Source organism: Streptomyces sp. TBY4 (assembly GCF_024213195.1).
Classification (GTDB): domain Bacteria; phylum Actinomycetota; class Actinomycetes; order Streptomycetales; family Streptomycetaceae; genus Streptomyces.
This window is the reverse complement of record NZ_JANAVF010000001.1, coordinates 580,955-593,751: the sequence shown is the minus strand read 5'-3', so window position 1 is coordinate 593,751 and position 12,797 is coordinate 580,955. Positions and strand designations below refer to the sequence as shown.

Here is a 12,797-nt window from a genome sequence, read left to right as displayed (position 1 = left end):
AGGTCAGGCCGTGACGTGCGCGCGGAGCTCCGCGAAGAGGCCCCGGTGGGCCGCGCCGTCGGGGGTGGTCCAGCCGGCGGTGAGCCGGCCGGCCGCCTCCGGGGGCTCCGTGCGCGCGTCGTCCCCGGGGCGCAGGACCCGCGTCAGGGCGATCGCCGGGCCGCCCGGTACGCGCACCTCCGTGCCCCGCACGGTGTCGGTGGTTTCCGGCCGCCCCTGCGGGAGCGCCGCCGGGAGCCCGGGGCCCTCGTACCACGCGGTGACCGAGGGGTCGCTCACGCCGCTGTCGCACTGGTCCTGGGCCACGGCCCGGCCCTGGACCAGCGCGAGCAACTGGCCCACGAGCACCGGGTCGTGGGCGCCGTCGTAGATCCAGCGGGTGCCGAGCACCCCGTGCTCGGAGGTGCCCACCAGCGCGGCCTCGGCGCCGTCGAGCGGGGCCCCGCGGTAGGTGAGCGGTACGAGGTAGGAGGTCTGCCGCCCGCCGGAGGTGTCGGTGAGCACCATGAACTCGATGCCGACCTCACCCTCCGGGTCGTCGAGCCGGAACCCGCCCGACCGGTCGAGTTCGGGTGCGTGTCCCGTGGCCGCGTACCACGGCCGCGTCGGAAGCCAGGCAGTCAGCAGCTCCGTCTTACCGGGCCTCATGGTGGTCTTGTAGATCATCGCCATGGCCGGAACCTACCGGTTCCGAGACGAAGGCCGCCCGCAATTCCTCCTTCAACGACCGCTGGAACGCGGTCACCAGGGCCTGTACCACCATCGGCTGCATGTGCGCGGACAGCGCCTTCATCGACTCCACCCGTTCCGGATCGCTCTCGCCCTCCGTGAACGGCCCCCACACCTCGTCCCGGAACAGAGCGGTCAGCTGGTGCGCCGCCGTCCGGGCGTGGCCGAGCAGCACCTCGCGCGCGGCCAGGATCGTCTCGTGGGCGATCGGTACGTCGAGCAGCGCGACCCCGAGGCGCAGCAGTCCCACGTCCACCCGGAAGCCCTCCGGGGCCGGCGTCAGCACGTTCATGGCCGTCAGCCGCCGGATGTCGGTCTCCGTCAGGCTCCGGCCGGCCCGCTTCTCCAGTTCGGAGCGGGAGGACTCCAGCGCCGAGTCCGGGGCCCAGGTCGCCACCAGGGCCCGGTGGATGGCCAGGTCGTGCGCGCTCAGGTCGTCGGGCAGGGCGTCGAGGTAGCGCTCGATGGCCGACAGGGTCATGCCCTGGTGCTGCAGCTCCTCGATGAGCGCGAGGCGGGACAGGTGCTCGGGGCCGTAGCGGCCCACCCGACGGGGTCCGATCACGGGAGGGGGCAAAAGCCCGCGGGTGCTGTAGAACCGTACGGTGCGGACGGTCACACCCGCCCTGGCCGCCAGTTCGTCGACGGTCAACGACGCCGGCTCCGGTGCCTGGGTGGTCATGTGCTCTCCGCCTCGCTCGCTGATCAGCACTTCGTGTTCAACAGTATTGCTGTCGCACCAACGATGTGAAACGGCCAGGAGCTGCCCATGCCCACGAAACTGCGACTGCCCGCACCTCCCGAAGAGCTCACCCTGCCCGCCCTGCTGGCGCGCAACGCCGCCGAGCACGGCGCCCTGCCCGCCCTCTCGTGGCGCGAAGGCGCCGAGGGCACCGGCTGGACCACGCTCAGCTGGTCCGACGTCCGCCGCAAGGTGGCCGTCCTCGCCGCCGGTTACGCCTCCCTGGGCGTCGAACGCGGCGAGCACGTCCTGCTGATGATGGGCAACCGTCCCGAGCACTGGCTCACCGACCTCGCCCTCGTCCACCTCGGCGCCGTGCCCGTCACCGTGTACGGGACCTCCGCGCCCGAGCAGATCGCCCACATAGCCCGCCACAGCCGGGCCCGGCTCGCCGTGGTCGAGGGCGCCCGGGAGCTGGCCCGGTGGGAGCCGCTGCTCGCCGACCCGGGGACCCCGCTGGAACGGCTCGTCGTGGCCGAGGCCCCCGAAGCCGGCCCGCACTCCACCTACGCGTCGGTGTACGCCGGCGGGGTCCACCTGCACCGGTCCGAGGCCTTCGAGAAGGGCTGGCGGGAGTCCCGCTCCGAGGACCCGCTGACCGTCGTCTACACCTCGGGCACCACCGGCGACCCCAAGGGGGTGCGCCTGACCCACCGCAACATCGTGCTCCAGGCGGTCCGGCTCGACCGGCACGTGGACCTGCCCGAGCACGCCGAGCACGTCTGCTACCTGCCCTTCGCGCACATCGCCGAGCGGGTCCTCGGCATCTACCTGCCGCTGCTGCGCGCCGCCCACGTCCGGCTGTGCGCGGACCCGACCGCCGTATCGGCCGCGGTGCGCGAGCTGCACCCGGTGCAGTTCTTCGGAGTGCCCCGGGTGTGGGAGAAGCTGGCCGCCTCCGTACGGGCCGTGCTCGGGCGGCTGCCCGAGGAGCAGCGCCGCGCCATCGAAGCCGCGAACGACCTGGCGCGGGAGCGGGCCGGGCACCGGGAGCGGGGCGAGGAAGTCCCGGCCGCGCTCGAAGCCTCGTACGCGGAGGCCAAGGAACGGGTGCTGGACCCGCTGCTGACGCTGGCCGGGCTGGACCGCCTGGTCTGGACGGCCAGCGCCACCGCGCCGATGCCGATCGACGTGGTCCGCTTCTGGGCGGGCTGGGGAATCACGATCATGGACGCCTGGGGGCTGACGGAGACCTCCGGCGTGTGCACGGTCAACAGTCCGGACGGCTTCCGGCTGGGTTCCGTGGGCCGCCCGATCGAGGGGCTGGAGCTGCGGATCGCCGAGGACGGGGAGATCTTCACGCGCGGGGAGACGGTCTTCGGCGGATACCTCCTGCCGGACGGCTCGGTGGAGAGCGCCTCCGACGGGGCGGGCTGGTTCCCGACGGGGGACATCGGGCGGCTGGACGAGGAGGGTTACCTCTGGCTGACCGACCGCAAGAAGGAACTGATCATCACCTCGAACGGGAAGAACGTCTCGCCCGCCCTGGTGGAGAACACCGTCAAGGAGCACCCGCTGATCGGGCAGGCCCTGGTCCACGGAGACGGCCGCTCCTACCTGGTCGCCCTCCTCGTCCTGGACCCCGAACTCGGCCCGGCCTGGGCGCAGGCCCGCGGCATCGAGGCCGCCACTCCCGCCGAGCTCGCCGCGCACCCGGCCGTACGGGAGGAGATCGCCCGGGCCGTCGCGGCCGCCAACGCCCGGCTCAACCGCACCGAGCAGATCAAGCGCTACCGGCTGCTGACCGGGGAGTGGGGTCCGGAGTCGGGGGAGCTGACCCCGTCCCTGAAACTGCGCCGCCGGGTAGTCCGGGAGAAGTACGCGGAACTGATCGAGGAGCTCTACGCGGAGCCGTACGAAGCCCCGTAGCAAGCCCCGTCACACGAATGGCCCTGCCCGGTGAGCGGAAGAGTGATCACCGGGCAAGGGTGGGGGAATGTGCATATGCCCTGAACCCGCAACGCCACCCGGCAAGGGCGGCTGATCGCCCATGGGTGTGCTGCAAGACCACCCCGAACTCGCCCTGTTCCTCTGCCTGGCGGCCGGCTACCTGCTCGGCAAGGTGCGCGTCGGCCCGATCACCCTCGGCGGCATCTGCGGCACGCTGATCGTGTCGTTGCTGCTCGGCGCCTGGGCCAAGATCGAGATCGATGCGGACGTGAAGACGATCTTCTTCGCGCTCTTCATCTTCGCCCTCGGCTACATGGCGGGACCGCAGTTCTTCGCCAACCTCAACCGCAAGAGCATGCGCTTCTTCGCGCTCTGCTTCATCGAGCTCATCAGCGTGCTCGGCCTGGCCTATCTGCTGGCCAAGGCCTTCGACCTCGACGTCGGCACCGCCTCCGGCATCCTCGCCGGCGCGGCCACCGAATCCGCCGTGGTCGGCACCGCCACCGAGGCCATCGGCAAACTGCCCGACCTGACCCCGGACCAGATCTCCACGTACCAGGGCCACGTGGCCACCGCGTACACGGTCTGCTACCTCTTCGGCCTGGTCACCATCGTCATCTACACCAGCCAGATCATGCCGATGATGCTCCGCGTCAACCTCGCGGACGCCTCGCGCGCCCTGTGGGAGAAGATGCGCGGCGGCGGCGCCGGCGGCGGCCTGCAGAGCGACGAGCGCGAGGCGATGCCCGGCCTGGTCGGGCGCACCCACCTGGTCACCCTCGCCGACGGCCGTACCGTCGGGAACCTGGAGGCGGCCTTCGGCGGCGGAGTCACCGTGGAGGCCGTCCGGCGCGGCTCCAAGGACCTCACCCCCGCCCCGGACCTCGAACTCACCCTCTCCGACCTCGTGCTCGTGGTCGGACGGCGCTCCGAGGCCATCGCGGCGGGCCGGGCCATCGGACCGGAGACCCCCGGCATCCCGGGGGTGGACACCCCGCTGGCCACCCGGCAGGTCGCGATGACCGACAAGTCGGTCGCAGGCAAGTCCCTGGGCGAGATCCGCGCCACCCACGCGGAGTTCCAGCGCAGCGGTGTGTACGTGACCGACGTGCTCCGCGGCGAGCAGCACCTGCCCGCCAACCCGGACACCGTCGTCGAGCGCGGTGACGTCGTCACCCTCGTGGGCGCCCGCGCGGGCCTCAACCGGATCGTGGAGAAGATCGGAACGGTGGCCAAGAACGACGCCACCGACTTCATCTACCTCGGTCTGGGCATCGCGCTCGGCTCGCTCATCGGACAGATCGTGGTCCGCTTCGGCGGGGTCCCACTCTCCCTCGGCACCGGCGGCGGCTGCCTGATCTCGGGTCTGCTCTTCGGCTGGTTCCGCTCCCGCCGGCAGACCTTCGGCGCCTTCCCGCCCCAAGCTGCCACCACCATCAAGGACATGGGGCTCGCGGTCTTCATCGCCTGCACCGGTCTGACCTCGGGACCGCAGGCCTGGCCGCTGCTCAAGGAGTACGGGGCCCTGCTGCCGTTCGCCGGGATCGCCATGGTCCTCGTACCGGCCACGATCTCGCTGATCGTCGGGCGCAAGCTCCTGAAGATCGAGAAGCCGCTGCTCATCGGCGCCATCGCCGGACAGCAGTGCTCCACACCGGCCATCACCTCGGTCACGCAGGTGGCCCAGAGCTCGGTGCCGATGCTCGGCTACACGATCACCTACGCCCTGTCCAACTTCCTGCTCCCACTCACCGGACCGATCCTCGTCGGGATCCTCGGCGCCTGACCCCCCACCAGGACGGGTACCAGCATGATCGACTTCCTCGTACGGAACATCTTCAAGCCACATCCCGAACTCCTGGTCTTCATCACCGTCGCCTTCGGCTTCCTCGTCGGCAAACTGCGGTGGAAGGCCATCGGGCTGGGCGCCGTCACGGGCTGCCTCATCGTGGGCCTGGTCTTCGGCGCGCAGTTCAAGATCACCATTGACGGGACCGTGAAGAACCTCTTCTTCACGATGTTCCTCTTCGCCCTCGGCTACAAGGTCGGCCCGCAGTTCTTCCGGGGCCTGAAGAGGGACGGCCTGCCGCAGGTCCTCAACGCGGTGATCGTCTGCGTCACCGGCCTGCTCGTCTCCTGGGGCTTCGCCGTGATGCTCGGCTACGGCCCCGGGCTCAGCGCGGGCCTGCTCGGCGGCGCACTCACCCAGTCCGCCGTCATCGGCGTCGCCCAGGACGCGATCGGCAACCTTCCCGGACTCAGCCCGTCCGAGATCACCGAGCAGCAGAACCTCGTCGCGGTCGGCTACGCCGTCACCTACCCGCTCGGCACCATCCTCTGCGCGATGCTCCTGGCCAACGTGCTGCCCCGGCTCTACCGCCGGAACCTGGCCGCCGAGAGCGCCCAGCTCGCCAAGGAGCTCGACGCGCCCAGTGACGACCCCGACCTGCACGAGGGCTACTACGAGGTCGTCCTGCGGGCCTACACGATCCAGCGGCCCGACCTCGTGGGCCGGACCATCGACGACTTCGAGAACCAGCAGAAGTCGCTGGGTCACCGGATCTACCTGACCCGGATCCGCCGGGACGGCGCGATCATCGAACACACCCAGCAGACCGTCCTGGCCGCGGGCGACGTCGTCGCCGTCAGCGCCCTGCGCGGATCCCTCGTCGAGTTCGACGCCCGCACGCACATCGGCCCCGAGGCCGACGACGTCGAACTCCTCGGCTACCAGACGGAGAACCTGCACGTGGTCGCCTCCGAGAAGGCGCAGCTGGGCAAGACCATCGCGGAACTGCGGGCCGAGCCCTTCATGGTCGGCGTCTACATCGACAAGCTCTACCGTTCCGGCGCGGAGTTCCCCTACCGGCTCTCCACCCAGCTGGAGCGCGGCGACACCCTGATCCTCTCCGGTCCCAAGCGCCTGGTGGACCCGGCCGGGCGGGCCATCGGCAAGCCGGTCCCGACCAGCTTCGCCACCGACATGATCTGGGTGGGCCTCGGCATCTTCCTCGGCGGCTGCCTCGGCATCCCGGCCCTCACCGCCGGCGGGGTCCCGATCTCGCTGTCCACCTCGGGCGGCGCGCTGATCATGGGCCTGGTCTTCGGCTGGATCCGCGGCAGGTACCCGACCTACGGCAACGTCCCGCCCGGGGCCCAGTGGTTCATGGACACCCTCGGCCTGTGCCTCTTCGTCGCGGTCGTCGGCCTCAACGCCGGGCCCAGCTTCACCAGCGGGCTCGCCTCCGCCGGTTGGGGGCTGCTGATCTGGGGTGCGGTCATCACGCTGATCCCGCTGCTGGTGGGCTTCCTCGTGGGCCATCACATCCAGAAGATCCGCTTCCCGATCCTGATGGGCGTACTGGCCGGCGGCCAGACCACCACGGCGGCCATCGGAGCCGTCAACGAAGAGTCCAAATCCCAGGTGCCGACGCTCGGTTACACGATCCCCTATGCGGTCAGCAACGTACTGCTGACGATCTGGGGCGCGGTGATCGTCCTCCTCAACCACTGAACGCACAGCCCCCTCGAACCAAAGCCCCCTTCAAGCAAAGGATGGCACCGTGCCGGAGACCACTTTCAGCCGCGAGGAGATCCAGTCCTTCGCGCAGCTCAGCCCGTTCGAGCTGAAGGACAAGTTCATCCAGCTCGCCACGGCCGCCCAGGCCGACAAGCCGGGCCAGAAGGACACCACCGCCCGCGCCATGCTCAACGCGGGCCGCGGCAACCCGAACTGGATCGCCACCGGGCCGCGCGAGGCCTTCTACGCGCTGGGCTACTTCGCGCTGGAGGAGTCCCGGCGGGTGTGGACCGCCGACAACCTCGGCGGGATGCCGGAGAAGAAGGGCATCGGGGAGCGGTTCGACTCCTGGGCGCGGCGCCACCCCGACCTGGCCGGCGTGGAGATGCTGTCCGCCTGCGTCCAGTACGCCCTGTCGCGCTGGCCCTTCGACAAGGACGCCTTCCTGCACGAGCTGACCGACTCCATCACCGGCGACAACTACCCGGTCCCGGACCGGATGCTGACCCACGCGGAGCAGATCGTGCGCGGCTACGTCGCCGACGAGATGTTCGACAAGAAGCCGCCGGCGGGCAACAACCTCTCGCTCTTCGCCACCGAGGGCGGCACCGCCGCCATGTGCTACATCTTCGACTCCCTGATGAAGAACGGGATCCTGAAGAAGGGCGACAAGATCGCCCTGATGACCCCGGTGTTCACCCCGTACATCGAGATCCCCGAGCTCGACACCTTCGAGTTCGAGGTGGTCAACGTCTCCGCGAGCCTCTTCGCCGAGACCGGGGTGCGCCAGTGGCGCTACCCGGAGGAGGAGGTCGCCAAGCTGGCCGACCCGTCCGTGAAGCTCGTCTGCCTGGTCAATCCGTCCAACCCGCCCTCGCTCGCGCTCAGCGACCGGGTGGCGAACCAGATCAAGGACATCGTCGCCACCAGCAACCCGAACCTGCTGATCGTCACGGACGACGTGTACGGCACCTTCGTGCCCGGCTTCCGCTCGATCGCCGCCGACCTGCCCCGCAACACCCTGCTCGTGTACTCGTACTCCAAGCACTACGGCTGCACGGGCTGGCGGCTCGGCGTCATCGGCCTGCACGACGACAACGTCATCGACGACATGATCGCCGCGTTCCCGCAGGACCAGAAGGACCGCCTGGCCAAGCGGTACGGCACCCTCACCCTGGAGCCGGAGAAGATCCGCTTCATCGACCGGCTCGTCGCGGACTCCCGGTCGGTGGCCCTCAACCACACGGCCGGCCTCTCGCTGCCGCAGCAGACGATGATGGTGCTCTTCTCGCTCTTCGACATGCTGGACGAGGGCCAGGCCTACAAGGAGCGCATCCGGCAGATCGTCCACCGCAGGCTCGACCTGCTGCTGGAGGGCGCCCAGATGAAGATCTCCGATGACGACCGCAGGGCCGGGTACTACATCGAGCTCGACCTGCTGGCCGAGGCGGAACGGGTCCACGGCAAGGACTTCGCGGACTTCCTGGAGAAGAACTACGAGCCCGTCGACCCGCTCTTCCGGCTCGCCGAGCAGACCTCGGTGGTCCTCCTCAACGGCGGCGGCTTCGACGGCCCCCAGTGGTCGGTGCGCGTCTCGCTGGCCAACCTCGACGACCTGGACTACCTGAAGATCGGCCACCACCTGCGGGCGATCTTCAACGACTACGCGAGCGAGTGGGAGCGGTCGAAGGCCAACGGCTGACGGTCGCGCCGCGGCAAAGGGGGGTGCTCGCCGGATCGCGGCGAGCACCCCCCTCGTCGTACTGGATCAGCGGCCGATCAGCGGGTAGTGGTCGGAGAGGTTGCTGTACGTGTAGGAGGTGCCCCAGCTGGAGACCGTCCAGGGCGCCGACTGCTCCAGGACCACGTTGTTCTCCCAGCCCGCCGGGCGGGCGTTGCCCTTGCGGTAGAGCACGTAGTCCAGGTCCTCGCGCGGGTCGGTCGGGTAGCGGTACTTCGCTATCGAGTTCAGCGCGGTGTCGAAGGAGTACGTGTGCCCCGTGCGGGTGTCGGAGTCCGCCAGGTCGGCGTTGGCCAGCATGGTGGCGAACTCCGGGGTGCGCGAGTCGACGTTCATGTCGCCCGCCACGATGACCTGCTCGTTCGCCGGGATGTTCTTGCCGTCCAGGAAGGCGTCCATGGCCCGGAACTGGCGGGCGCGCATCTCGGCCGCCTCGCCCGCGCCGCAGCCCGGGTCGGTGGACTGGGCGTGCGTGCCGACCACGTGGACCTTGGTGCCGTTCACGTTCAGCACGACGTAGGCGAAGCCCTTGTTCGACCACCAGTCGGCGCCGCAGGCGTCCTTGTAGACCACCTGCTCCTTGCGCACGATCGGCCACTTGCTGAGGATCGTGACCCCGCCGTCCTCCGGGGTGGTGGCGGAGTACGCGCCGCCCGTGGCGTCCCAGCCGCTCTTGCTGCGGCCCACGACGGGGGTCTGGTACGGGTACTGCGCGGCCGAGTTGGCCTTCAGCGCGTCGGAGGCCCCGTTGTCGAAGGCCTCCTGGAGGACGACCACGTCGTGGCCCTGGTACCAGGCGGCCTTCGGGATCTCCGCCGCCCGGTGGTCCTGGCCCCAGTTGGGGTACAGGTTCTTGCTCATCAGGAACGCGTTGTACGACAGCACGCTGAGCCGCGGCGCGGCGCTCTCCGCGGCGGTGGCGGCCGGGGCGGTGGCCGCGACGAGCGATCCGACGGCGATCGCGGCGACGGCCGCGGCGGCGGCGCGGGCCCTGCGGGGCTGGGTCTGGGGCATGGAGGTCTCCCTCGTTCCTGTGGGGGAAGATCGGCTCCGCCATCCAAGCAGCCAGGGTTACTTCGCGGTAACACCCATGACACGGGTTTCTGGACGCAGTCGTACTTCTTCGGTGCTCCCGGGGCCGGCCTCAGCCGGCGCGTCGGTCCTCGTCCCGGTTGCCGTCCCCGTCTTCGTCCGGCTCGGAGGCCCAGGTGAAGCCGCCGATGCCGCCTGCTTCCGGGCTGTCGCCGGCGCCGTCCCCGGCTCCGGCGCCCTCCTCCCGGTGGCGGCGCAGCCGCAGGAGGAAGTACGGCGGCGCGAACAGCGCGACGAGCACCGCGAGGACCAGGGCCAGCGTCACGGCCGCCCCGGCCAGCACCCAGGGGGCCAGGGTCTGCACCACGGCCGAGGGGGACAGGTTCATGGCCGCAGGATGCACCGTCCACAGGCTCCGGCGGAAGCCGCCGGACCCCCTGCATACTGGGAGAACAGCCGGTTCGACACCCTGGGGGCACACGCATGAGCACGACGGAGCGGACGGACCGGAGCGAGCCGGAACCCCCGCCGCCCGGGGGAGTGCTCTGGACCATCGCCGGAGACGTCCGCGCGCTGCTCATGCTGCCCGCCGCCTTCACCATGCAGGTCGCCCATCCCGCCATCGGCGCCGGGGTCGACGAGCACTCCGTCTTCCGCACCGACCCCTGGGGCCGCGGCGAGCGCTCCCTGCGCTCCGTCCAGCTGTGGGTGTACGGCGGGGCCGACGCCGCGGCCGAGGGGCGCCGGGTGCGCCGCCTGCACAAGGAGATCCAGGGCACCGACACCCGGGGGCGCCGCTACCACTCCCTCGACCCGGCCTGCTACGCCTGGGTGCACGCCACCGGCTTCCCGGTCTACCTCTACGCCGGGCGCTACCTGCTGCGGCCCTTCACCCCGGCCCAGGAGCGGCAGCTCTACCGCGAGTGGCTCCAGGTCGGCCGCATCCTCGGACTGCACGACCGGGACATGCCGCAGACCATCGAGGAGTACTGGCCCTACTACCACCGGATGCTGGCCGAGGAGATCGAGCCCACCAAGGTCGCCCGCGAACTCCTCGCCACCGACGCGCCGCTGCCCCGCCCCGCCGGAGGGCCGCTGCCGGTCCGGCTCCTGCTGCGCCTGACCTGGCCCGTCCTGCGGGCCGCCTTCCTGCACTTCCGGGCCTTCGTCACCGCCGGCTACATGCCGCCCGAGGCGCGCGCCGCCATCGGCCTGGAGTGGACCCCGGCCCAGGAGCGGCGCCTGCGCCGGTTCAGCACGGCCGTACGCCTCCTCGTACCGCTGCTGCCGGAGCGACTGCGCTACCTCCCGATCGCCCGCGCGGCCCGGGCGCGGGTGCGCGCCGCCGCCCGCTGAGGGGCGACGGCGCGCAGCTCCGTACCGGTGCGGGTCAGTGGTGGTCGTGCACCGTGTTCGTCTCGGCGATCTTCTTCCAGGACTTCGGCTCCGCCGCCGGCCTGGCGGCCGGGGCGCGGAGGGTGCCGGTGCCCGGGGTCGCGGCCGGCAGCTTCTTCGGCGCGTTCAGCGCCGAGGCGTCCGGCTTGCCCGGGGTGTAGAGCCAGGTCTCGAAGAGCTGGGCGAGCGGCTGGTTCGAGACCTTCTCCGCGTAGCGGACGAAGTCGCCGACCTTGGCGTTGCCGTGGGCCCGCTCGGTCGGCCAGCCCTTCAGGATCCGGAAGAACTTCTCGTCGCCGATCGTGTTGCGCAGCGCCTGGAGGGCGATCGCGCCACGGTCGTAGACGGCCCCGTGGAACTGGTTCTCCGGGCCCGGGTCACCCGGCTTGACCTGCCAGAACGGGTCCTCGGCCGGCCGCAGCCCGTACGCCCAGTCGGCGAGCTCCTGTGCGGTGCCCTCGCCCTCCTTCTCCGACCACAGCCACTGGCTGTAGCGGGCGAAGCCCTCGTTGACCCAGATGTCCTTCCAGCCGTCGACGGACACGCTGTCCCCGTACCACTGGTGGGCGATCTCGTGCACGACCACGGACACGTTCGCGCCGTTCGCGAACTGCCGGGGGCTGTAGAACGGCCGGGTCTGCGTCTCCAGGGCGAAGCCGGAGGGGACGTTCGGCACGTAGCCGCCCAGCGCGTTGAAGGGGTACGGCCCGAAGACCCCCTCCAGCCACTCCGCGACCTCGCCGGTCCGCTCCACGCTGGCGCGCGCCGCGCCCGCGTTGTCGCCGAGGTCCTGGCTGTAGGCGTTCAGGATCGGCAGCCCGCTCGCCGTCTTGTCGGTGGTGATGTCGAACTTGCCGATGGCCAGGGTGGCGAGGTACGTGGCCTGCGGCTTGTTCGAGCGCCAGTTGTACCGGGTCCAGCCCAGGCGCGAAGTCTGCGACTGGAGCACGCCGTTGCTGATGGCCTGGGTGCCGTCGGGCACGTTCACCGACACGTCGAAGGTGGCCTTGTCGAGCGGGTGGTCGTTGCTCGGGAACCACCACACCGCCGAGTCGGGCTCCTGCGCGGCGACACCGCCGTCCGGGGTGCGCTGCCAGGCCGACCAGCCGTCGACCTTGAACTCCGAGGGCTTGCCCGCGTACTTGACGACCACGCTCGACTGCTTGCCCCGCTGCAGCGGGGAGGCCGGGGTGACCTCGAGCTCCGAGGTGCCGGACTTGGCGAACTTCGCCTTGACCCCGTTGACCCGGATCTCGCTGACGTCCAGACCGAAGTCGAGGTTGAAGCGGGACAGGTCCTGCTTGGCGGTGGTGAGGAGGGTGGCGGTGCCCTCCAGCAGGTCGGTCTTCGGCTGGTACTTCAGGCGCAGGTCGTAGTGGGACACCTCGTACCCGCCGTTGCCGCTGGCCGGGTAGTAGGGATCGCCGATACCCGGGGCGCCCGGAACGGAGCTCGCCGCCGACGCCGGGATCACCAGCAGAAGGGAAGCGGCGAGCACGCTCGGGGCGATGACTTTGCGGTGCACCTTGAACTCCAAGTGGTTGGGGAGTGGCTTCCGTTCGACCGTATTCACGCCCGGGACCCCACGTCATGTCCATGGCCCCTCCTGTCACACGATCGCCACGCGTCTGAAAAGCGCCCGTGCGGAACGTCTCCGTCCGGGCGGCGGCGACGGCCCGCGCACCGCCCCCGGCCTGCGCGGACCGATGTCCGGATCTGCGGGTCGGCCGTCATTGTCCGGGCGCGCG

At 70.6% G+C, this 12,797-nt stretch carries 10 protein-coding genes; 5 read left to right on the top strand and 5 right to left on the bottom strand.

Going from position 1 to position 12,797, the window contains the following annotated elements; genetic code table 11:
• Window positions 1-3 precede the first annotated feature (3 nt).
• Both NLX94_RS02800 and NLX94_RS02795 read right to left on the bottom strand, forming a co-directional pair.
• The gene (locus NLX94_RS02800) at window positions 4-672 is read right to left on the bottom strand and encodes a 1,4-alpha-glucan branching protein (RefSeq protein ID WP_254380924.1); all 669 of its coding nucleotides are present in this window, start codon (window positions 670-672) and stop codon (window positions 4-6) included.
• Window positions 635-1,411 carry a MerR family transcriptional regulator gene (locus NLX94_RS02795; RefSeq protein WP_254380923.1) on the bottom strand — a complete coding sequence of 259 codons (777 nt, stop codon included), beginning with the start codon at window positions 1,409-1,411 and terminating at the stop codon, window positions 635-637. The genes NLX94_RS02800 and NLX94_RS02795 overlap by 38 nt, the downstream gene beginning before the upstream one ends.
• A gap of 87 nt (window positions 1,412-1,498) precedes the next feature.
• On the opposite strand from NLX94_RS02795, the gene NLX94_RS02790 reads away from it, so the two are divergent.
• The 4 genes from NLX94_RS02790 (at window position 1,499) to NLX94_RS02775 (ending at window position 8,583) form a co-directional block, all read left to right on the top strand.
• Window positions 1,499-3,340 carry a long-chain fatty acid--CoA ligase gene (locus NLX94_RS02790; RefSeq protein WP_254380922.1) on the top strand — a complete coding sequence of 614 codons (1,842 nt, stop codon included), beginning with the start codon at window positions 1,499-1,501 and terminating at the stop codon, window positions 3,338-3,340.
• 121 nt (window positions 3,341-3,461) lie between these two features.
• Window positions 3,462-5,147, top strand: coding sequence for an aspartate-alanine antiporter (aspT, locus tag NLX94_RS02785; protein WP_254380921.1), 1,686 nt, complete (start codon window positions 3,462-3,464; stop codon window positions 5,145-5,147).
• Window positions 5,148-5,171: 24 nt separating this feature from the next.
• Window positions 5,172-6,875, top strand: coding sequence for an aspartate-alanine antiporter (gene aspT / locus NLX94_RS02780; RefSeq protein ID WP_254380920.1), 1,704 nt, complete (start codon window positions 5,172-5,174; stop codon window positions 6,873-6,875).
• A gap of 49 nt (window positions 6,876-6,924) precedes the next feature.
• Complete coding sequence (locus tag NLX94_RS02775) at window positions 6,925-8,583, top strand: bifunctional aspartate transaminase/aspartate 4-decarboxylase (RefSeq protein WP_254380919.1); 1,659 nt, start codon at window positions 6,925-6,927, stop codon at window positions 8,581-8,583.
• 66 nt (window positions 8,584-8,649) lie between these two features.
• Here the strand turns inward: NLX94_RS02775 and sph are convergent, their stop codons facing one another.
• Window positions 8,650-9,636 carry a sphingomyelin phosphodiesterase gene (gene sph, locus NLX94_RS02770; protein WP_254380918.1) on the bottom strand — a complete coding sequence of 329 codons (987 nt, stop codon included), beginning with the start codon at window positions 9,634-9,636 and terminating at the stop codon, window positions 8,650-8,652.
• Window positions 9,637-9,766: 130 nt separating this feature from the next.
• Window positions 9,767-10,042 (bottom strand): hypothetical protein, encoded by a 276-nt coding sequence (locus NLX94_RS02765; RefSeq protein WP_254380917.1) that lies wholly within the window; start codon window positions 10,040-10,042, stop codon window positions 9,767-9,769.
• Between the two features lie 95 nt (window positions 10,043-10,137).
• Between NLX94_RS02765 and NLX94_RS02760 the strand changes: the two genes are divergently transcribed.
• A complete protein-coding gene (locus NLX94_RS02760; protein ID WP_254380916.1) occupies window positions 10,138-11,010 on the top strand; it encodes an oxygenase MpaB family protein in 873 nt (290 codons plus the stop codon).
• Window positions 11,011-11,044: 34 nt separating this feature from the next.
• On the opposite strand, the gene NLX94_RS02755 is transcribed toward NLX94_RS02760, so the two are convergent.
• Window positions 11,045-12,574 carry a M1 family metallopeptidase gene (locus NLX94_RS02755; protein WP_254380915.1) on the bottom strand — a complete coding sequence of 510 codons (1,530 nt, stop codon included), beginning with the start codon at window positions 12,572-12,574 and terminating at the stop codon, window positions 11,045-11,047.
• Between the last annotated feature and the right edge of the window lie 223 nt (window positions 12,575-12,797).

Coding starts and splice junctions, on each gene's coding strand:
- NLX94_RS02795 (WP_254380923.1), bottom strand. CDS start 1,411: ATGACCACCCAGGCACCGGAGCCGGCGTCGTTGACCGTCGACGAACTG.
- NLX94_RS02790 (WP_254380922.1), top strand. CDS start 1,499: ATGCCCACGAAACTGCGACTGCCCGCACCTCCCGAAGAGCTCACCCTG.
- NLX94_RS02765 (WP_254380917.1), bottom strand. CDS start 10,042: ATGAACCTGTCCCCCTCGGCCGTGGTGCAGACCCTGGCCCCCTGGGTG.
- aspT (WP_254380920.1), top strand. CDS start 5,172: ATGATCGACTTCCTCGTACGGAACATCTTCAAGCCACATCCCGAACTC.
- NLX94_RS02800 (WP_254380924.1), bottom strand. CDS start 672: ATGGCGATGATCTACAAGACCACCATGAGGCCCGGTAAGACGGAGCTG.
- NLX94_RS02760 (WP_254380916.1), top strand. CDS start 10,138: ATGAGCACGACGGAGCGGACGGACCGGAGCGAGCCGGAACCCCCGCCG.
- aspT (WP_254380921.1), top strand. CDS start 3,462: ATGGGTGTGCTGCAAGACCACCCCGAACTCGCCCTGTTCCTCTGCCTG.
- sph (WP_254380918.1), bottom strand. CDS start 9,636: ATGCCCCAGACCCAGCCCCGCAGGGCCCGCGCCGCCGCCGCGGCCGTC.